A 21,147-nucleotide genomic window follows, 5' to 3' on the forward strand; every position below is an offset into this window, starting at 1 on the left:
AGCAAATCCTGAACGGACCCTGCGCTGCCCGAGGAAGCACCGCCAGTTGGAGCGTCGACGATTACCTGCGTCGTCGCTTCATACAGCGCCGGACGCGCAAGACCGACGAGACCGGCCAGGACGCCACCCAGAACGACGATGGCAAGCAAGAACCATTTTCTCGTCGCCAAGGTGACGACAAGCTGATGGAAAGGAGACGACGGCTCCAGGGGCTCGCGTAGCGGTCGCTTCATCCGCGGATTGGTTTCGAGCGCAGCAACGGCCATTTGCGTGGTGCGCGGAAGTCCGGCGCGGCCAGCTATGGAACCTTCCATCTCAACCCCCTGTCAGTTCAAGCTCGCGATACAGGCCCGTTGCGGGAGCCAACGCACACTTCCATTCCTTGAACCAGGCTTGGAACATCAGCACCACAAACATCGCAAGAATAATCCTGCCTACCATCCACGTGATGGCACCAACTGGCACCTTTGCAATGTCAAAAATTCCCTCCCGTCAAGGCGTATATCGGCGAAAAGCTTGTGGCCCAGCCGCTCAAGCCACGCTAGGGGCAAGCTTGCTCATTGTCGTCGTCTATCTGAATGAAGCAAACCGCCTGTGGACTACACAAGGGCGCGCCAGCTTTTGGTTGCATGCGCGCGGCGGTCGAGATGGCCCGGTCGGTCCGAGTTCTCTCGAATGCGACTGAGACAGACCAGGACCAGCCAAAATGCTGCAATGTTGGCAGCCTTCGACATTGCCGGCACCACGACGGCATTGAAAACGAAAATCCTTGCCTCCGTTTCCCGTCAAGATATCGCCGCCCGTTGATGATGTTCGCCGACATTGCCCTGGATGGTTTGGGAGAACGCATTGCCGGTGAGGTTGATTGCTGTCATGCCGGACGGGTTCGTGGTGGCGAGATGCTCGATCTCCGACCCGCCGAAAGCGCATAACTCACCTATGCGAGCACCTTATCTCTGCCGCACCGATCACCTTGTCGCTGGGATTGTTGACATAACAGGTGTCGTTGTACCCGGCACCGATCATCGTGTCGGTGCCGGTGATTCGGTAGAACACATCCGCCGCGGCCGGGTACCTTCGAAAATATGATCTCTGACCGTGGGGAGGCTACAGACGGGGCGATTATCGATTATGTTCAAGGAACAAGGCTTGCAGCGCCGGCGAGTTTGCAAGCGCCGTGTCGCCCTGCTGGGAACCCCATGCATAGGCATAGTCGAAAGCGGGCGACGGAACCAGCTTGGCCCAGTGGTCCAGCATTGTCTGTTCCTGGGCGACGGTGGGAAGGACATATTTGCCGCCCGTATCGGTCGTGAAGCTGCCGCCCCCGAACGTCTGATAGACCGGTACGATCTGGCTGAGCGGGATGCCCGATTCCACAGCGGCAGCCACGGTCCTGTCGATCATGTTGTAGTCGACCGCACTTGTTCCGGTGCGCACCGGATACGGGTCCACTCCGTAGTAGTCGATATGGGTATTGGCGGGATTGAAGGTGTTCGAAAAATCGGGATTGGCGGAAGACCCCATGTTCATCATGGTGATGAACGACTTGGCGCCTGGCACATTAGTGTGGATCCAGTCGGCTTCCGCTTTCAGATTCGCGGCGGTGGCATAGGTTCCCCATTTGCCGGTGGGGTCCGGCTCGTCGACGAGGAAGAAACCAAACGCTTTCGGATTGCCTATGAAGGGTGTGACTTTCTGGATGAAGGACGAGGTTGCCCCATTGGCCTCATTCAGCCAGACCAGACCTTTCGTGCCAGCCGGCAGGGCGTTGAGTTCGTCCACGGACGAAACGTCGACAAGATTGAACCCGGCGGTTGCGATTTCTGCGGCTGACCCACCTGATGCGTAATGGAGAGTGGCCATCCAATTTCCTTCCTTTGAGTCGACACCGATCAGGCTTGAAAGGTTGCGATGAACCAGAAATCCTCCCCAAGCGACGCAAAGGATACAAGCGACTGGTGCGATCCAGGCCTGCCTTGGATAAGGATCTGTCTCGACCGTGGACGCTCTCGCGACACCGAACGACGTGACGATGACCGTCAACCATGCGGCACCGAGGGCCAAACTTGCGAGAACGACAGACGGCCGGAGCACCCCCAGATAAATCCGAGAAAAGCCAATGGCGACTATGACCACGGCCGCCAGAAGCGCTATTAAGACCTTTGCCTTCCAGGTCTGCGCCCGATCAATCGCAAACCAGGCAACCAAGCCGTAGAAGGAAACTGCGATAAAGGCGTGGCTGCTCGGGAAGCTGCCGCCCTCAGCGGGGACCAACGCATTAGCGATATCCGACCGCGGCAAAACCCGTCTTGCCCCCCAACCGAGGATTTCCTCACCAACAATGGCAAAATCTAACGCCATTGCTTTGTCACTGCGAGATTGACTGCATTCAGGTCGGCGCGGGCCTCAACGATCTGCCAGTTTCCCAAACAAGTGATGAATGCCATGACCTTGTTCAAATGCGGAGAACGATACATCCTTCAATCAGCCTTACGTTCCCCTCATGACTACTCACGGGTTGATTGTCGTTGGCATGCTTGTGAGCGGCTGTTCGCTTATTGGCTGCTTCACATCAACTGGCAATTCGGTCGCCGCCTCAGCGCTACCTCGGATCTGTGGTCGCCTTACGCTTGACACGAAGGTGCGCTCTATCAAAGGACGATTGTGAGTGAGGTGCGGTTCAATGAGCATATCGAGGTGTCCGCCCACGATCGGAACCACGTTCAACCCAGCAAAGAATTGACCCCAACCAAGATCTGGCCGAGCGCCGATGCGCCGGCACCGAAACAAGGTGGCGGTTATTGGCAGCGCGGTCTTCGTTTGCCTTAGCCACTGGCCGAATGCGCGCATCCGCAGGATTTCCTCAAGCTCGAGACGCAAAATAAATCGCGTTCTGGCCAAGGTTCTCAATTTCAAACGATCAATGCCGCGTGCAAGCAGAGCCTCGGCGCTCAGTTTGGCAAATGCTTTGGCGATTGCTCGCAACATCATGCGACCTATGGTGACCCTGTGCGCGCGGATGCGCTGGGCAGTGCGGGCTACGGTCTCGCGAAAGCTGTCTTGTCCAGGCCCGATATTGGTGTCGAGGATTCCCAGGAACGTGACCGATCGACCCGCTGCAATAAGTTTGGCGGCAGCCTCGAACGCGACGCCGCCGCCAAGCGAATAACCGATCAGCTTCACGTCGCCATCAGGCTGGACCTGGCTGATCTGGTCGACAACCGCGTCCACCATCCGCGGTATGGTGCCATGTCCCTTCAGTAGATCGTTCAGGTCCCCATAGCGAATGGCGACAACCCTGGCGGCATCGCTCATCTCGACACCGAAAGCCGCCAGGCTTGGCCCGTAGCCGATCGATCCCGGCACAATAAACAAAAGCGGCCTCGGGTCGGACGCCTCGACAAGCGAGCCGCTTGGGGCTTGCTCTGCTGACGCTGCCCTGACGATATCGGCAAAGGTCATCCCGACGGTGAACGCATCCAGGTTGAGTTCCCGCCCAAGGGCCGTCTCAAGCTCCATGACGAATTGCAACAGCTTCAGCGAATCGCCACCAGATTCATCCCAATGCCTGCTTGCCGCTCCTTTGCTGAGGAGTATCCTTTCCCAAAGGGTGGCGACCGCCTGTTCAACGTCGAGAGGATTTACTCCTTGCCGCGCGCTTTGAGCATCCTGGGTTTCCATTCGAGTGCGCAGCTTGAAATCCAGGTCCCGCAGTCTGATGCTATCGACCTTGCCGCCCTGGAGCCGTGGCATTTCGACAAGACTATGCAATCGCGTTGGATGGACGGCGGGCGGTAGCGCTCTCCTGATCAGATCGCGCAATTCAGGAACAAGATGCCTGCCGGCATGCTCCGCCGGAACGACAAAGGCCACCAATTCATTGGCGTCCGTTACAACCGCGACGGCATCGCGGACTTCGGGGACGCGCCGCAAAACAAGTTCCAGTTCGGCCGGCTCGACCCGCCGTCCATTGATCTTTATCTGACGCCCTTTTCGCCCAACGATCCACATCAATCCGGCGTCGTCTACCTTGACCAGATCGCCTGTGGCGAAGACGCGAATCCGAGGATCAAACAAAGTCCCTTGAAGAGGGACATTTCTTCCATCATCCCAATACCCAAGGGCGGTGTATCTACTCCTGATCAGCAACTCGCCCTCAGATCCTGGAACGACATCGCATCCGCTCTCGTCGACGACGGCGTATTCGATACCGGGAAGGATGAAGCCGACAGGGACCGTCGCGCCTCGTTCCGGATAACGTCGTGGCAGAAACCATTGCGTTCCGGTGGTCTCGGTCGACAAATAGCTGATCTGGATAAAGCAGGAATTTGGAACAGCGTCGCGAAGACGATCGATGTCCGACCAGAGTACTTTTTCTCCGCCGACCCGCACGATCCGGAGCGACGAAAATGTCGCAGGCAGAGAGCCGCTCAGCAATACGCGAAGCAAGGCCGGCACCAGATAGGCGACCGTCACTTGCCATTTCTGGAAGCGTTCGCGAACAGCACGAATGCCGGCGCTCTCGACGTCCGAAAGGTACAACGTGGCCCCACATAGCATCGGGGTCATCATCTCGCGGCATCCCGCGATCGTTGCCGGCCCGGTCAGCGGCATGAACACATCATCGGGACCGATGTGGCAGGCATCCACATATTGCTGCACGCGCTGAAGGATCGCGCGCTGGCTGTTTACGACACCCTTCGGGGTTCCCGTGCTGCCTGCCGTGTACAGAACGATTGCCGGGGAATCGATCGACACATCGGATGACAACAGCGAGAAATTGCTTGGCGCAGTTTCCAGAAGACATTTCGCCGGGTCAATCCATTGCAGCGACACGGAATCCGGCCAGCCTTCCGGTGTGCCTGAGCCGGCTCTCACGATAGCCGTCAAGCGCGCGCCCGTCGCGATGTCAGCGAGGCGTTCTTTGGGATCCCGCGGGTTTAGCGGCACGGCGGGCCTGCCGGAGCGCATGGCGGCCAATATAGCCACCGGGTACCAAATGGAATTGCCGAGCAGGAGGCCGACTGCCTCACCCTGCGGAACCGCATCAGCTATGACATCGGCCAGGTTCTGGGCTGCCTGCAGTAATTCAAAAAAAGCCAGCGACATCGAGCCGTCACTGACGGCGATCTTGTCTCCGTGCCGTTCGACGACCCGTTCCAAATGTTCAAATGCCGAAATGTCTGAAAAATTGTCACTCATCCTTTCGAAGGCGCGGTTTGTCGGGCCGTCCATGTCGAGAGGTCGCGCTAGCGCTTGCCTCCATGTGAAATGGTCCGGAAGGTTCCAGTTCGGAGTTGGCAAGGTAGGGGAAAGCGAACCTTCTGATCGCCCAAACGTTTCCAAAACTGAGCCCCATTTTTTGATCAGCTTTTGCAGTGTCGTACGTGACCGCATTGGCCATGGCATCGTTAGAACGAATGATGTCGACAATTGACGCGTCGCCCTAGGAAGGGTGGACTCTTGGGATTCCCAAGAGTGATCAAATCAGATCGAACTAAACCGCTGCCGCGGTAGCTGATGCGCGGGTCTGGCCTGAGGAGGCCCCCTGTCTGAGAAGATTTGGTGTCGAGCCAACCTTCCAGACAGGAGAATCCCAGATGGCCCAGATAAGCCCTCTGCGTCAGCGGATGATTGAAGATCTGACGATCCGCAATTTGTCACCGAGACCCAGCGATCCTACGTGCCTCACGTGGCGAAGTTCAGTCGATTTTTTGGACGATCACCCGATCAACTGGGATACGAAGAGGTGCGCGCCTATCAGGCCCACTTGGTGGGCAGCGTTAACACGGGCGTATCACCCTGCTCGCCGGCGAGGTAGCTGCGGCCCATGCGGTGCTCGGTCTTGGTGTGACCGATCACCGGCTCGGTCCGCGGTCACACCGCACCGGCAATCGTCAAAGCGATCGAACGCCTGCGTCTTCAGCGACGGATAGGCAGCAGATCGCTGCCGAGGTCAACGTCTCGCCAGAACGGCAGCCGTGTGCTGCGCCGATTGGGTTTCAATAAGTTGAGCGCTTTGGAGCTCGAACCCGTGCGACGCTGCGAAGGGAACACCCAGGCGAATTGATCCCACATCTTGATATCAAGAAGCTTGGCCGCATGGGCTCTGTGGGGCACCGCATCACTGGGCGGCAAACCGGAGTGGTCAACCGCCATCTTGTCATCGGCTGGGAGTTCGTCCACGTCTGCATTCGATGATGCCTCTCGCGTCGCTTTTGTTCAGGTTATGCCCGATGAGCGCGAGGGGAGCGCAGTGGCCTCCCTGGAGGCCGCCGTCGCTTACTTTGCCAGACTGGGGCATTCGTATCGAGCGCGTGATGACCGACAACGGATCCTGCCATCAGGCAAAGTCTTTCGGGGCAGCCTGCGCCAATCTTCACCAAGCCATATACACCAAAGACTAATGGCAAGGCGAGCGGTTCATTCAGACCAGCCTGTGCGAGTGGGCTTACGCCCGCGCCTACAACACCTCGCACGAACGGACAGCCGAGCTGTCGCACTGGCTTCATCCATACAATTGGCACAGGCCCCATGGCAGCTTAGGATCAAAACCGCCAATCAGGCGCCTAGATCGGGACAACCTATTGAGGCTCCACAACTAGCTGAACTGGTCACCACCTAGCATCAACGCCGGGTGGGCGAGGCGCCGAAGGTCAGGTGTCCGGGACATGAGCACCAGCGATCTGCGGCAGTTACATGTACGATGAACTCACCGCAACACTTCGGTCCGGTGGCGTCACGCTGGGCACCGTCGCGCCCTCGTCGACCCCTGCTGATAGTCGGCCTCCCACGCCCGTGGGGACCCGAACCAGTGCTCGAAGGTCGAGGAGGGCAACTGCTGCGCTTCTCCAACGGCTGCTCCATCGCGAGCTCGGACGGCCACGTGGTCCGCTATCCCGACTCTTGTGCCGGAAGCTGCCATTCCGCTGACGGCCCCGAACCTGCCGCCCAGAATCTCGCGCCGAGTGCGCATGTTTCGAGTCAGGAAAAAGCCCATTCCGCATCGGTCGGCGCGATCATCCCTTGCCGTAGCCGGTTCTGAAGTTCCTGCCACGATGGGTCCCCCACGAAACTGCTCATACTCCCGCACGCCCTGGCAAAAGGAGTATCGCCGAAGCGATCGATGAGGCTGCTGAACCAGTCGGTCCCGCCGTTCCTGCCCTGCAGGAACTGCTGGAGGGGATCATCGTCACACTCGATGACCCGATGTCCCCAGGCTCCGGGCACGTCGTCGGTTGCGAGAGCCTCGCGAAGATCCTGGTCGATGCCCGCCGTCTCGAGAGCCTGGCAGACGACATAGCGCATCAGGGGATAGTAGAGCGGCTGATAACTGCCTCCAAGCGCGCGCACGCCAGGCAGGATCGACAAGACCAGGAACATCAGCAGCAGATTGGGGACGAAGCTGCGGTTTGCCAGGCGCTCGATTATGTCGTTGGCCGTGAAGCGGGCTACCTTCGTGCCCGTCGCGGGATGGACGAGGTCTCCAGCGATCAAGCGCAGCGGAAGGCGTTTGCCATTTTCGTAGAACCAGAAGTAATCAGTGCCGCGCGAGAGCCAGCCACTCCAGGGGCCGGCGGCCAGCCTGTCGAGCCCGGCAACGATATCAGTTGCGAGTGTCGGGTGCTCAAGCAGTCGCGTTCGAAGCCAGGAGTCATCGTCGGACAGATGGTCCGCCACCAGGTCGGCAATATCCTCGTCGTCAATCTGCAGGAACGCAAAGCTGCCTCCAAACAGTTTGGGCCAAAGCATAAGATTGGCTGCCTTGATGGCATGCGCAGGTCGGTCGAACGCCGCCTTCGGCAGAAGGCTGCGAAGTTGTGGGAGGACGTCTGCCGCAGTGTTGGGCTCCTGCGGCACCAGCTCAAACCGATAGGAGCCCGGCCCGGTCAGAAGGCTGTATCCGATCATCCGGCTTCGGCTGAGGCCAAAGACGTTGATCGGATTCCCGTCGACCATGAACCAGCCTGGTCCCTTGCGGGACTTTTCAACAAGGCTCACCGTCGACACCGCATAGGAGACGTAGGACGAGCAGCCATGCGCCGCGAGGCCAAGCAGGCTCAGGATATGCGTATAATACGCTTCCGGCTCTAGGAGGAGAAACAGGTGCGGGCCAGTCTGCAGCACGCGGTGCTCACCGAGTTCCAAGCAGATTTGTGAAATGGCCTTGACGGGCAATCCGTTTCGCTTTCCCGCGCTCCTGACCGCATCGAGCAACTTCGCAAGCGCGCGGCGGCGAATTTCCGGCTCGGCTTTCTCAAGCGGCGCCTCGAACAAGCGGGACGCATAGTCCCGGACCGGGCGGGAATAATAGGGCCGCATCCAGGGGTAGAGCGTCGCCAGCGACCCCAGGACTGACTGTTTTGCGTCTGCGTCTGCTGTTAGCTTGTCCACCTCACGATTCATCCTTTCGCTGTCCGACACCGAGGCTCAGTGCGGGAATGCTGATGAGGAGCACCGCGCCGAAGCTGACGAAGACCGTCGACGGAAATACACTGTCGCCCACGACGGTGGCCGTGCTGAAAATCAGCAATCCGAGCGTGACGGCGAGACTGTGCATGACGCCCTTGGCCCTGCCCAACACACTATTGCCGACACGCGACTGCAATGTGACTTCAATGCTCACCCGACCCAGAGTGTAGAGACATCCGAGCGTAGCGAAGACAATCAGTGTCCAGGGCGCTCGCAGAGCGATCAACGACATCAGCGCGAGGGCAGTTGAGCCCAGAAGCAGGAGATGAAGTATAGGTGCACTTACGGCTCGTGTCAGCCTGGTGAAAAGAACCGCTCCGATCAGCGAGCCAGCCGACCATGCCGCCTCAAGGTGGCCGAAATCCGCAGCCGTGCCTTTCTGTTCTTCAAAGATGAAGCTTGATCCCATGACCGTGACCAGCACCGCGCCTCCATAGAGAAGGGCATATGCGGCAAAGAGGCGAAGTAAGCGCCGATCAACAGTGGGTGCCAAGCCATTGGGCCTGGTTATGCTGTGTGGGATCGGGTCCAGCCGCAACGAAAGGAGCGAGCCCGCAGAAACCAGGAAGAACAGCGCAAGCGCGGCCAACGCTGGGGCAGGGGAGTGCCCACCCAGCAAAGGCCCGGCAAGCAATGCTGCCCCGAGACTGCCCAACTGCATGACGAAGAAGACGCTTGAGTTTGCGGCTGCAAGATCGGCGCCGCCCGCCACCAGCGGGATCATTGCTTGCGAAGCGGTTAGGGCAACACGATCGCAAATCGAGAACAGCACCCCTGAGAGGCACAGAGATGGAAATACGTCCAGATAGAGGAGCGAGAACGCGGTGGCGAGCATAACCGCAAAACGACCGACGTCTGCCGCTGTGTTCAGACGTCGGCGATCAAACCGATCCGCCACTATGCCCGCGAGGGGACTCGCGATGAATTCGACGACACTGACTATCGCAAGCAAAATCGCCACGCCGGCGCTTCCGTAGCCCGCTTGGACCAGAGCCCAGGCGCAGGCTATGTAATAGCCGTTTCGCCCGATAGAAGCTGCAAAGGTGCTGACCAGGAACCCAATTAGAACGCGCGGTCGAGCGCCCAGTCTCCTGTCATAATAGATGCGGATTGCGTTTGACACGGGCGGCACATCCAATGGCCGCTCTTCGTATCCGGTCTCGGGAATCCCGCTTAACATTCACGCCTGGTTTTCCAGATCCTTGCTGAATTCGGCAAACGTATTAATTCAAATTCTGCTCCGGCGGCGGAACTCGGTCGGACAGACGCCGAAGGCCCGCTTGAAAGCGATCGTGAAATGGCTTGAGCTGCCGAAACCGCATTCCATCGCGATCTCTGTTGCAGACCTGTTCGTCGATCGCAGCATATCGGCTGAACGTTCCAGACGACGCTTCGCGATGAATGCATGCGGCGTCATGCCCGTCGACTGCTTGAAGGCCCTGCCAAAATGGAAACGGCTCACGCCGACTTCTTTCGCCAGATCGGCCAAAGTGGGCATTTCGTCCGGTGACGATTCAATCATCGCGAAAGCTCGCTTGAGGTCGAACGACGACAAACCGCCTTTCGCCGGCTCATGATGGCTGCCTTTCAGCCTGACCATTTGGACAAGCATCTGCATGGCCTGGCTCTCGACCATTGTCACGCTGATCGGGTCGGGCTGCTTGAGTTCGATGACGATCCGCTGCAAGGCCGTCTCGACGGTGGTGTCGCGAAATCCGATCGAAGCGGGAAGGTCGCCCGAGCGATGGCGCACCATTCCCCCGAACGCCTCGTCTGCGAACGCTTTTTTAATGGATACCAGCAGGTAGGCGGCAGTCGGCTCTCCCTCATCCCACCCCGTCCAATCACTGCCTGCAGGCATGTGGATCAACGACCCAGCGCGCCGCGGCGAGAAGGAAATGCGGCGCCCATCGACGAAATCTTCTCCGCGGCTCGCAACGCCCCTCAGATTCATCAGGAATATATGACCGGGGAATGAGATGCCCGTTTCCTGGCGCGCCAAGCCAGTCCTCTTGATCAAGTCTGCCCGCACATTTCCCCAACTCTCGTGTTGGTGCGCGAACGTCTGATGCTGTGAGCGGCGTAACTTCTCGGGGTCAAGGTAAAGAGTATCCACGCAGAGAGCAACCTTCGTACCAAAAGCAGCCCGTCCCTCCCGTGGTTGTGCATAACCATGGGTTGCTGGACAAATCAAAAATAACTCAGGATTGGTAGAAGATGTCACTTTAGTAAAAAAACGGCAATCGAATGAAAGCCGCTCGTATTGTCCCAGCCTACCAGTGCCTCGCCGAAGACTCGAAGCATTGAAACATTAGACCATTCTTAAATTAGTGGCGTTTCCGCATCGAGGTCTTGGCATCTCACCAAAGCAACGGTGTGGGAGGCATATTTCGATGCGTGGTCTCGACGATTTCCTGGCCGAGTGCGATCATGGTCCGCGGATCAACGAACTCGCGGACTTTTTCGCGGCGACCGCCGCTGGCAAGAGCGGTATGCCCGTCCGCAGGCCTTTGGCCGACGCCCGCCTTCTGCCGGGCGACGAACTCCTGCGCGATTTCGTTCGCCTCCACGGCAGCCGGCAGGGTTATTTCGACCAGCACTATCACGGCAGCATTCCTTGCAGATTGGAAGAGGAATGCCGGATGGCCTTCGCAGTGCTGAAATATGCCCGGCTACGCAGCACTCCATTATCGCTATACAGCCTTGGAACAGCCGAAGGCACGATGGCCAGGACCCTGTCGGAATTCTCCGACGGGCAGGTTCTGTCGCTGTCGTGCAGCCCCAACCCCGAGAACTACAAATCGTTCATGGCGTATGGCGAACCACCCCACGCCGAGTTCTTTATCGGCCCGTTCCACAGGTTGACCAAGGACGCGCTCGGATCTGATCGTCGGCTGACGAAATTCAAAAAAGGCTTCGATTTGATCCTGGAGGATACGACCTTCCAGATGTACTCCCCCAACAGACCCAAACAGATCGAGTTCGTGGCTCAGAACCTCAAGGAGGGAGGTATCTTCGTCTTCGTCGAAAAGTTTCGAGCGGCGGACGAAGACGACTACCGGCGTCGCGAAGAACAGAAGGACTACGGTTTCAAGGCGCGGTACTTCCCGCCCGCCGAGATCGAAAGAAAGAAGACCGCTGTCCTGGGGACCATGTTCAACAACGAAGTGACGCTGGAAGAGATGGCCCGCGCCGTGGGCGCGCACTTCAATCATTGCATCTTGACGTGGAACAGCGGCAATTTCTGCAGCCTTGCGGCGAGCAACAGCAAGGAAAACCTTGATCTCTACGTTTCACAGATGCCGGGACCGGCCATTCCACACGAATATGTCTACGAAGCCAATCTGTCCTCCAACGCAACGAGCGCGGTGACAGAAGGTCCAGCCTGACGCTTCGATGGAGTACACTGATCCACCCGAGTGCAACGCTTCAGATGACGATCCGATCGCATTGCGGTGAGCAACAGGTTACCCTCTACGACAGCTGCACGGGTCAACCGAGATGACGCGCAACGGCCACGCCCTGCAATTACTGACGTACGTTTTCGCTGCCATAGACCACGGCAGCCTGCGTCAGGCGGCAAGAGTGCTCAGGGTCCAGGAATCCTCGGTCAGTCGCAATGTGGTCAAGCTCGAGCAGCTTCTGGAGATGCAGCTGTTTGAGCGCAACGTGCACGGCGTTCGCTTAACCGAGACTGGGCGCGCATGGATCGAGATTGTTCGCGATCACTATGATGGCCTGCTGGATGCGTTTGCCGAACGGGTACGCGACAACAAGGATGCAAAGACCCTGAGGATTGGACTGTGCTGGGTGACAGGAGGCGAGTTCCTCAAGCGCCTCATAGCCCGGTTCAACGAACTCTACCCGGATGTCAGGCTAGCCATCGAGGATGTTCCGGCCAGGCAGCGCCTGGCGGCCATACGCCGGCGGCGTTTCGACATCGTGTTCACGCACGGTGTCGGCGCCGACAAAACCTGTAGGAGCGAGGTGTTTTGGCAGGAGCGTCTTTTCGTGCTCCTGCCGTCCAGTCATTCGCTGGTCGAGAAGCCGATGCTCAAATGGTCCGACCTTGCAGACATGTGCCTGCTCGTTCCGGTCGGGCTAGACGGGCCGCCCTTGGATCTGCGTCTGCTCGAACGCATCGCGGCCGATGGCGGCCCGGCCGTTCAAACGTGTCGCGCGAACCGGGCAACAATCATCTTCAAGGTGCAACTCGGGCAAGGCGTCACTTTGGCTGAGGCGAGCTATGCCAGGACAGTTGCCACAGATTCCGCCCAGTGGAAGCCTTTGGACGGGAACAACAGCGTCAGTTCAATCCGGGGCATCTGGCTCGACTCGAACCCAAAGCGTGCGGTCCTGCGTCTGGTTGGTCTCGCGAAGAACATGGCGGCGGCGGAGAGGGGGCCGGAATGGGTTAAGCAGCCAGGCGTTACCGCCTCGGCTATCCTGCCTAGCTTGTTCCCAGAGTCACGCCCGGCCGCGATCTCATCCCTATGTCCTTGTGAGCCAAAGTCATTGCACGGCCAACGGGATACATCTCCTGACGACCGGCAACCGAAATATGGGTAATCTCCGGACCCTGTACGCCGATTACTACCGCCATCTTGGTTTTCCCGAGCAGAAGAACCCCTTCGCCGACCTGTCAGTCAGCGACTAGTCGAAGCGCTCTCGGCCTCCATTTCCAACCGACTGGATTCGCGCAAAGATATTCGCACCTGGCGCGCTGGCGACGCTCAATGACGAGGCACGAGGCATCGTGCTTGCCTTTGCGGAAACGGGTGCCAGGCCAAGCGAACTCGCCAACCTCCACTCCGGCGTCATCCATCTCGATCATGAAGTGCCCCACATTTCGATCGAGCCACGTGACGACCCTAATGATCCGCGCGAGATCAAGACCGCTTCATCGGTGCGCAAGGTGCCCCTGGTCGGTGTCGCTCTTGAGGTGTTCAAGAAGCATCCGGAGGGCTTTCCGCGCTACAAGGATCGTGAGGCGTCCTTGTCAGCGCTGCTCAACAAGCACTTCGAGACCCACGGATTGTTCCCGACCGACAAGCACACGGTCTATTCGCTGCGGCACTCCTTCGAAGACCCTATGAAGAACGCCAGGCTGGATGAGGAACTGCGTCGCATGCTGATGGGCCATACGATTGATCGGCCGAAATATGGCGAGGGCGGTGACATGAAGATGTGGCAGGAAGAACTCATGAAGATCGTTCTGCCGTTTGATCCCGCGATCGTTTAACGCGCTGTCGCACCGCCGCAAGGCGATCCTGTTTAGCGAGATAATCCTGCAGCGCACGCTCGAGATAGTCGTATAGCGGGAGCCGATGGCGGCCAAGTCAGTAAAGCCGAGCCAGCATCAAATTCACCCCACGCGCCCTCCGATCGTATGATGACCCGGGCCACGGTTCAGAGATGCTCGCCAGATCAGGCACAGGGTTGATAAGCAATGGCGGCCTTCGGCGGGAATAGGGGGCTTCGGCTTGCGGTGACATTGCTGGTCGCAGTGTCAGCTACCGCCGCCTACGCTTCCTTCAGACGAAAGGTGTTGTGGGAGACGGTGCAGACCTGCGCCCTTACAACTGTGCGTCTCGGGACAGCCTTTCCCTGCGAGGAGGTGACCCTGCCCAAGGATGGGACGTTTGGATCGGCCCTCATCAAATCACCGCTGCACCGAACCGAGTTTGTGCTGACCCCAATTTCGGCGGTTGCGGGCTTGGAGAGCCCACTTGCCCAATCCATTGCCGGCGCCCAGCTTTGGAGCGCGGCGTGGGAGGCGCGACGGAAAGTTGAAGCGCAACTTGGACGTCGCCTGCCACGATCGGCCATAGGCCTGGCAGTCAATTCTCGGAACGAGCGCTCTCAGGACCAGTTGCACATCCACGTCGATTGCTTGTCGAAATCGGTAGAAACGACGCTCGCTCTGAACGGTCCGAAGACAGGCGCGTCTTGGCAACCGTTCCCTGTGATATTGAAGGGGCGTCCCTATTGGATAATGGCGCTCGACGAGCCTGATCTGCGAACTGCCAACGTAATCGGCCTTGTTGTTGCTGGATTGCCTCACGGGCAACGCGCCATGTCTCACCTAAATGTCATCGTCGCCGGTGCAACGCTCGCTGATGCGAGGCCGGGCTTCTACATTTTGGCGAATTGGGAAAAGGCGGGCGAGCGCCTCCTCGATCACAGATGCACGTCGCGCTAAAATCTGACGTCGGCGGGGGGAACGGCTGCGCGCTCCTGTTCTCAAGCTCCGCCACGGCGATCTGCGCGCTGGCGATCGAGCATCACAAGAAGTGCATCCGTTTCTCCTTAACAGGCGAATTGGTCCATCCGCGCACGTGCGCCGGCCCGAAGCGTTGCGGCGCGCCAGCATTGTCGAGCGCATCGATGCCGACCATTGGAAGATCCCGAACGACATCGCCGGTCACGGTGCTGCCTACGACACCCGCAGCCACGGCATGGACTTCATTGTCCGTACGCTTTCCTTCCTCGACCTCGACAGCCAGGTGACAAGCGACGGCGCGACTTGGCTCGACCCGGAACTGGCCTCGCCAAACCGGACGTCGCTGGCACAGGCAGGCTTCGGCCGGAGGTGGCCGCATGCCTCGACCGACGCCGACAAAGCCTCATCGATATGGGCTACGTCACCTGATCGGCCGAGGGCGGCGTGCGCGCCCCGCGCGACCTGCCTCAACGCCTTGAACAGGCCGAGATCGCCCGCGTCGGCCGTAGGATGGCGGCCGAGCGCGGGCTGAGCTTCATTCAAGCCAAGCCCGGGGAATATGTCAGCGTCCGGCTGCCGGCGCCGACCCCGCCTCCGGCCGCTTTGCCATGATCGACGGCGGAGTGGGCTTCCAGCTAGTGCCTTGGCAGCCGACCCTCGACAGGCGCATTGGACAGCACTTAACCGGTATCGCTCGTGATGGAGGTGGCATCGAATGGAGCTTCGGCAGAAAGCGGGGATTGGGATTGTGAGAGCGCACGACAAGACTTGGCGCAGCACACTCTACTTCTGGCGGAATGAGGAATGAACCGACGCAAGAAGCGGGCTCAGGATATAGTCGAGAGCGGTGCGCTCCTCGGTAACTATCATCACCGAGGCCGGCATCCCCGGATAGAGTGCGATCTGCGGGGCTGCGGCCAGTTCGGCCGGATCGACCACGACATCGGCAACGTAGTAGGGGAATCCGGTTTTGCTGTCGGTGACGCGATCCGCCGAAATACGGGCGACGCGTCCGTGTATGATCGGTATGGAACGCTGCTTGTAGGATGTAAAGCGCACTTCCGCCATCATATCGGTTCGCAGGTTTGATATGTCCTCGACGCGCACCTGCGCCTGGACGAGTAGCGAGTTCCGCGTCGGCACGATATCGAGGATGGTCTGTCCGGGGGCGACGGTCGCGCCGATCGAGAAGACGCTGAGGTTCATCACCTGGCCGTCATAGGGCGAGCGGACCACGGCGCGATCCACGGCGGCTTGACTCGCGAACATCTTGGGCACGAGGTCCGCAAGCTTGGATTGCGTGTCAATCAGCATTGCGGTGAGCTTGGACCGCCGATCGTTGGTGAGCTGCGCGATCTGGCTTTCGAGTTCGGCCTTGTTCTGGCGGTTCCCCGCGATTTCGCCGAGAGCCTGGTCGATCAGGCCCTGCAGGTCGGCAGCGGAGCGGTCGAGCTCCAGGATGCGCGTGCGCGTCGTCAATCCGGCCTTCAGAAGCTTGTCGAGCCCCGCCTTCTCATCGATGGTGGACTTCAGCTGCGCCCGGAAGGATACTACACGCGCCTCTTTGCCATCGATCTGCTCGTCCAGTTCGGCGATCCGCTTCTGCAGGATCTGCCTCGCGCCGGCCATCGAGGCGCGCTGACTTTCCAGGTCGGCGATCTGGCTGGCGATCGCTTCCTGCAGAAACGCCTGATGCTCGGCCGTGATGTCCTTCGGGAAAGCGACCGCCTCCTTGTCGTCGAGCTCTGCACGGATGCGGGCGTCCGCCGCGCGCAACAGAGCATATTGCTGGGTATAGAGGTTTAACTCGGATCGGTTCCTGGTGTCGTCCAGCACCAACAATATGTCGCCGGTCTTGATGATGTTGCCGTCTTTGACGTGTATCTCCTTCACCGTGCCGCCATCGAAGTGCTGGACGCTCTTGCGGTTCCCCTCCACCTTGACGACCGCGTCCGCGAGCACCGCGCCGTTCAGCGGCGCAAAGGCTGCCCAGCCGCCGAAAATCCCGAAAAAGGCCACGATGATCAAAAGGCCGACGAGAGTCGGCGCCTTAATCGAATCCGAGGCCGTGGGGCCGGTTTCGCCAGGCAGGCTGCGATATATGAAGGCGCCATCGCTCAACGATCTCTCCTGACCCGGCTCATTGCGTTGCCACTCCGATCGGAGCCGCGCGCTGGTTGAGCAGCGCCACGATCTCGTTCCGCATGCCGAAGGCTTCGACGGCGCCGTCACGCAGCAAAAGGATCTTGTCGACATTGGCGATCGTCGAGGGGCGGTGTGACACTATAATCACCGTGCTGCCGCGGCGCTTGAGCTCAATCGCGCACTCGCTCAGCGCACGGTCGCCGTCCGCGTCGAGATTGGAGCTCGGCTCGTCGAGAATGATCAGGTTCGGCATTCCGAACACCGCCCGCGCAAGCGCAACACGCTGCCGGTAGCCGCCTGACAGCACCGCGCCGCCCTCGCCGATCTGCGTCTCGTAACCCTGCGGCAGGCGGATGATCATGTCATGCACGCCGGCCAAGCGGGCGGCCTCGATCACCTCCTGGTCGACATTGGTCTTGAAGCGCCCGATGTTGGCGGCGACCGTGTCGGAGAAGAGCTCGATGTCCTGCGGTAGGTAGCCGATATGGTCACCGAGCGCATCACGACCCCACTGCGTCATGTCGGCGCCGTCCAGTCTGACGGTTCCGCGGCTGGGCTGCACTACGCCAGCCAGGTGTCGTGCGAGCGTGGACTTGCCGGCGCCAGAGGGGCCGATGATGCCCAGCGCCTCGCCAGCCTCGAGCCGGAACGAGATGTCGCGCAACAGAATTTTCTGCAGACTGGGAATCGCATAGCTGACCTGCTCGACCGAGATCTTACCTGTTGGCTTCGGCAGATTGAACGAACGGTCGTCACGCGCATCGCTATCGACCAGCTTGCGAACTCTGGCCAGCGCACCCCGCGCCAGGACTAGGCTGCGCCACACGCCGACGATCTGCTCGACCGGCTGGAGGCCCCGGCCCAGAAGAAGGCTTGCCGCGAAAATGGAGCCGCCGCTCGTTTGCCGTTCGATGACCAGATAAGCGCCAAGGCCGAGGATGAGCGACTGCATGGTCAGCCTAAGAAACCTGATCAGTCCGGACATCAGGGCGGCGCGTTCGCTGGCGTCCGCTTGACGCCGAAGCGCCAGGTGTCGATCGCGTTCCCAGCGGCGGATGAGGCCGTCGAGCATGCCCATGGCGCGCACGACTTCCGCGTTCCTGAGGCTCATTTCGGTGAAGGCGTAGTTGGCGGTTGCCAGGTCGTTGGCCTGCTTCAGCGGCCCGCGCACCAGATATTCGTTGCTCACGGCCATTGCAACAAGCAGCAGCGATGAGCCGAGCGCGAAGAATCCCAGCCAGGGGTGCAGCAGGAAGATGATCGCGATGTAGATCGGCGACCAGGGCAGGTCGAGCAGCGCATGGACACCGCTGCCGGTAATGACCTGCCGGAACGTGTCGAAGTCGCGGATCGGCTGGCTTTGCGATGAGCCCGGCGAGGAGGCTTCGAGCGAGTTCGCGACGACCTTCGCCGAAAGCAGCCGATCGAGGCGTGCGCTGGCGCGGGTCAGGATCCTGGCGCGGACCAGATCGAGGCCGGCTAGTGCAAGGAAGGCCGCCAGCAGCACAATCGTAAGCATCAGCAGCGTTGTTTCGCTGCCGCTGGTGACCACCCGGTCGTAGACCTGCAGCATATAAAGCGGCGAGGCCAGGTAGAGCAGGTTGATCGCTAAGCTGAACCCTGCCGCGACCAAAAAATAGTGGCGGCACTCCAGCAGCGCCTCCTTTACGATTTTGCTTTTGCTATTCAGACTCAATGGCTCGTTGCCCCTGTCCAATTGCATGCCCAGAACCGATGTTACTCCAGATCCTTCAAACGGCCACGCTGTCGGTTCTTTTTCCTGCCGTAAACCTTAATTCGTAAGCTGAATCGGCGACCCGCCGACTTGGAGGATAGCCGAGTGTGTTGCGGCTCACCTTCAAGTTCACGCTACGACACCGCTCGCCGTCAGGCCATACTGAACCACCGTCCTGCCGGCCCCGTCGTCGACAAGCGTGAAGTTATGCGCATCGAAGATGCCAAGTAGGTGAAGCGTGGCGTTGTGAGCGCCGTCAGTCACGGTCAACGTTCCCCCGTCGCCGTTCGGATCCGCCTGATAGGCAGCCGACGTTCCAGCGCCGAACAGGATGTCGCCGAGGTCGATCTTATCGTCGTTGGTGATGCCGCCAATCCTGCCGCTGAAGTCGAAGGAATCATCGAGCTGCAGCGTGCCAGCGGCAGTCTGCGCGAAGGTCACATCCGTCGATGAGGCTGCGCCGAATTCCAGCTTCGATAGGTTGCCAATCGTGGCTTCGCCTGTGCCTGTGACCTGGCCCTCGATTGTGATGTTGCCGCCATTGGCCCAGAGCAGCCCGGAATTGGCGAGCGCGCCGGTGATCATCAGCCCACCGGAACCCGTCGCTTCCAGCGTTCCCGAGTTGACGGTGGTGTTGGCGCCCGTGTCGATGACCAGTGCGTGGGTGCCGGTGGCGATGATCGTCCCCTGGTTGTTCAGGGACAATAGCCCGCCGCCCAGTTGGCCCGCCCCGGAGATGGTATCGTCGGCATTGGTCAGGATGATGTCCGCGCCAGTGCCGGAGATAACGTTCGAGTCGCTGTCGGACAGGACGACCTGCCCGCCGCCCTGAAGGGTGATGCCGTGCTGAATGAGCTGCAGTAGCGTGTCGCTGCCGGCCGAATCAAGCGAGATGAGCCCGCTGTTGTTGATTGTGCCGCTCAGCGGCAGCATGGCGCCGTCGCCGACCGTCATCGTGCCCGCGTTGTTGACCACCGGCGTCTGGTCGAAGGCAAAATCGCCGTCCGTGAGCGCGCTCGAATGTACGCCGTCCAGCGTGATCGACTGTCCGTCGCCAAGCGCGATCACTGCATTGCCGTTGCCATCGTCGGCCAAGTGGGCCTGGACGTCGGCGAAGCTCTGGAAGCCGGAATAGCCGATCAGATCGATCTTGTCCGCTGCCGTGTCGAAGCTATGCACCGTGTCGTTGCCGATCGGCTGCGAGAAGACGAAGAGGTCCTTGCCGTGCGAGCCGGTCAGCACGTCGTCACCGGACCACGCGAAGATCGGCGATCCCGGCGTATAGGCTTCGACGTTGTCAGTGACGATTGCGCTTCCGATACTGCCGTCTGCGTTGGTCCAAGTCTCTGCGACGTGAATGACCGCCGCTCCGGCGAAGCCGGCCGATGTTGTAATCGCCAGCGATGCCGGATCGCTGGTATGGACCGTCCATGAGCCGTCGCTGTTTTGGATTCCGGTATTCAGGCTCCAATCCGGCTGAACCCCTGTGATCGTCAGAGTTATGGTGTCGCTGGCATCTGCCGGCGGATCCGTAAGGGCCAGGTTGATGGGGGATCCAGCAACGCCCGCCGGGGCCAGGCTGCTGAACTGGGCGGTAGTGATATTTGTAGCAACCGCCAGATTTCCGGATTCTCCTGTCTCAGTGTCATGGACTAAGCCGCCGGTATTCACAAAATTAAGTCCCAGGCTCAGCCCAGCATCCTTATTTTCTGGATAGGCAACCGTAACCGTATAGCTCGCTCCCGTTCCAGTGACACTGCTTATAGTCGGGGCGTTTCCTCCAGTTGTCGCGGTGCCAAATAATGTGAAATCACCCGCGACTACGGTTGCCACCGCCTCTGAGAACGTCACAATGAAGGTAACCTGCCCACTGTTACCGGTGTTGCTATGCGTACCGGCCGTAATGGTCGGCATCAGTGAGATCTCGGTCACCGCCGTGGTCGCCGCGCTGGTCGAGGTCGTGCTCGGACCGCCGTCGGCATCAGTCGCCGTCTCAACTACCCGCAGGAAGTGACCCTCGTCGGCCTCGACCGCCGTGTAGGTCTGCGACGTCGCGCCGGAGACGTTGCTCCAGGTCGTGCCGTTCGTCGAGGTCTGCCATTGATAGGCGGTCACCGCCGCGTCACTGTCGTTCAGCGACCCGTTCACCGCCGTCAGGACCGAGCCCTCCTTCGCGGTCCCGCTGATCGAGGCCTGCGAGGTGAAGGCAAGCGTGGTGTCCGTGACCGAAGCCGTCGGTGCACTGGTCGAGGTCACGGTCGGACCGCCATCGCTGTCGGTCGCCGTCTCGACCACGCGGATCAGATGGCCCTCATCGGCTTCGGCCACCGTATAGGTCGAAGCGGTTGCGCCGGTGATGTTCACCCCGTCGCGGGTCCATTGATAGCCGGTGACCGCAGCGTCGCTGTCGTTCAGTGTCCCGTTCACCGCCGTCAGGACCGAGCCCTCCTTCGCGGTCCCGCTGATCGAGGCCTGCGAGGTGAAGGCAAGCGTGGTGTCCGTGACCGAAGCCGTCGGTGCACTGGTCGAGGTCACGGTCGGACCGCCATCGCTGTCGGTCGCCGTCTCGACC

16 protein-coding genes and 2 pseudogenes are annotated in these 21,147 nt (G+C 60.0%); 9 read left to right on the plus strand and 9 right to left on the minus strand.

Annotated elements, in window-relative coordinates; translation table 11 throughout:
* The 3 genes from FJ548_RS28805 to FJ548_RS28815 form a co-directional block, all read right to left on the minus strand.
* Positions 1 to 314: Wzz/FepE/Etk N-terminal domain-containing protein (locus tag FJ548_RS28805; protein ID WP_348640951.1), on the minus strand; the 314-nt coding region annotated here is incomplete at its 3' end.
* Between the two features lie 808 nt (positions 315 to 1,122).
* Positions 1,123 to 2,361 carry a phosphatase PAP2 family protein gene (locus tag FJ548_RS28810; protein ID WP_140779666.1) on the minus strand — a complete coding sequence of 413 codons (1,239 nt, stop codon included), beginning with the start codon at positions 2,359 to 2,361 and terminating at the stop codon, positions 1,123 to 1,125.
* Between the two features lie 150 nt (positions 2,362 to 2,511).
* Positions 2,512 to 5,235, minus strand: coding sequence for a non-ribosomal peptide synthetase (locus FJ548_RS28815; protein WP_246678795.1), 2,724 nt, complete (start codon positions 5,233 to 5,235; stop codon positions 2,512 to 2,514).
* 365 nt (positions 5,236 to 5,600) lie between these two features.
* Between FJ548_RS28815 and FJ548_RS28820 the strand changes: the two are divergent.
* Positions 5,601 to 5,800 (plus strand): annotated as a pseudogene (locus FJ548_RS28820) (phage integrase N-terminal SAM-like domain-containing protein); the annotation flags it as partial.
* Positions 5,801 to 5,977: 177 nt separating this feature from the next.
* Positions 5,978 to 6,605 (plus strand): annotated as a pseudogene (locus tag FJ548_RS28825) (integrase core domain-containing protein); the annotation flags it as partial.
* A 379-nt stretch (positions 6,606 to 6,984) separates the two neighbouring features.
* Here the strand turns inward: FJ548_RS28825 and FJ548_RS28830 are convergent.
* Genes FJ548_RS28830 through FJ548_RS28840 form a run of 3 tightly spaced genes read right to left on the minus strand, consistent with a single transcriptional unit; the run spans position 6,985 to position 10,474 of the window.
* Positions 6,985 to 8,406 carry a hypothetical protein gene (locus FJ548_RS28830; RefSeq protein ID WP_140779668.1) on the minus strand — a complete coding sequence of 474 codons (1,422 nt, stop codon included), beginning with the start codon at positions 8,404 to 8,406 and terminating at the stop codon, positions 6,985 to 6,987.
* Positions 8,396 to 9,652 (minus strand): MFS transporter, encoded by a 1,257-nt coding sequence (locus FJ548_RS28835; protein ID WP_140779669.1) that lies wholly within the window; start codon positions 9,650 to 9,652, stop codon positions 8,396 to 8,398. The genes FJ548_RS28830 and FJ548_RS28835 overlap by 11 nt, the downstream gene beginning before the upstream one ends.
* A gap of 48 nt (positions 9,653 to 9,700) precedes the next feature.
* Positions 9,701 to 10,474, minus strand: a complete 774-nt coding sequence (locus tag FJ548_RS28840) for an AraC family transcriptional regulator (protein WP_246678796.1) — start codon at positions 10,472 to 10,474, stop codon at positions 9,701 to 9,703.
* A gap of 391 nt (positions 10,475 to 10,865) precedes the next feature.
* Between FJ548_RS28840 and FJ548_RS28845 the strand changes: the two genes are divergently transcribed.
* From FJ548_RS28845 to FJ548_RS30180, 6 genes are all read left to right on the plus strand, one after another.
* Positions 10,866 to 11,861: a class I SAM-dependent methyltransferase gene (locus FJ548_RS28845; RefSeq protein ID WP_140779671.1), complete on the plus strand. Its 996-nt coding sequence runs from the start codon at positions 10,866 to 10,868 to the stop codon at positions 11,859 to 11,861.
* Positions 11,862 to 11,973: 112 nt separating this feature from the next.
* Positions 11,974 to 13,041, plus strand: coding sequence for a LysR family transcriptional regulator (locus FJ548_RS28850; RefSeq protein ID WP_140779672.1), 1,068 nt, complete (start codon positions 11,974 to 11,976; stop codon positions 13,039 to 13,041).
* Between the two features lie 187 nt (positions 13,042 to 13,228).
* Positions 13,229 to 13,714: a hypothetical protein gene (locus FJ548_RS28855; protein WP_181168940.1), complete on the plus strand. Its 486-nt coding sequence runs from the start codon at positions 13,229 to 13,231 to the stop codon at positions 13,712 to 13,714.
* 207 nt (positions 13,715 to 13,921) lie between these two features.
* Complete coding sequence (locus FJ548_RS28860) at positions 13,922 to 14,674, plus strand: CDP-diacylglycerol diphosphatase (RefSeq protein ID WP_140779673.1); 753 nt, start codon at positions 13,922 to 13,924, stop codon at positions 14,672 to 14,674.
* A 136-nt stretch (positions 14,675 to 14,810) separates the two neighbouring features.
* The gene (locus tag FJ548_RS30100) at positions 14,811 to 15,227 is read left to right on the plus strand and encodes a DUF3363 domain-containing protein (RefSeq protein ID WP_181168941.1); all 417 of its coding nucleotides are present in this window, start codon (positions 14,811 to 14,813) and stop codon (positions 15,225 to 15,227) included.
* Between the two features lie 76 nt (positions 15,228 to 15,303).
* Complete coding sequence (locus FJ548_RS30180; protein WP_210242710.1) at positions 15,304 to 15,447, plus strand: DUF3363 domain-containing protein; 144 nt, start codon at positions 15,304 to 15,306, stop codon at positions 15,445 to 15,447.
* Positions 15,448 to 15,478: 31 nt separating this feature from the next.
* Here FJ548_RS30180 and FJ548_RS28870 read toward each other — a convergent pair whose 3' ends face one another.
* The 3 genes from FJ548_RS28870 to FJ548_RS30110 form a co-directional block, all read right to left on the minus strand.
* On the minus strand, positions 15,479 to 16,816 hold the full coding sequence (locus FJ548_RS28870) for an HlyD family type I secretion periplasmic adaptor subunit (RefSeq protein WP_140779674.1): 1,338 nt from the start codon (positions 16,814 to 16,816) through the stop codon (positions 15,479 to 15,481).
* 19 nt (positions 16,817 to 16,835) lie between these two features.
* Positions 16,836 to 18,530, minus strand: a complete 1,695-nt coding sequence (locus tag FJ548_RS28875) for a type I secretion system permease/ATPase (RefSeq protein WP_140779675.1) — start codon at positions 18,528 to 18,530, stop codon at positions 16,836 to 16,838.
* Between the two features lie 174 nt (positions 18,531 to 18,704).
* Positions 18,705 to 20,939: a hypothetical protein gene (locus FJ548_RS30110; protein WP_210242711.1), complete on the minus strand. Its 2,235-nt coding sequence runs from the start codon at positions 20,937 to 20,939 to the stop codon at positions 18,705 to 18,707.
* Positions 20,940 to 20,964: 25 nt separating this feature from the next.
* Here FJ548_RS30110 and FJ548_RS30185 point away from each other — a divergent pair.
* The coding region (locus FJ548_RS30185) for a hypothetical protein (protein ID WP_210242713.1) at positions 20,965 to 21,147 on the plus strand (183 nt) is incomplete at its 3' end.

The organism is Mesorhizobium sp. B2-4-17 (assembly GCF_006441275.1).
Taxonomy (GTDB): domain Bacteria; phylum Pseudomonadota; class Alphaproteobacteria; order Rhizobiales; family Rhizobiaceae; genus Mesorhizobium.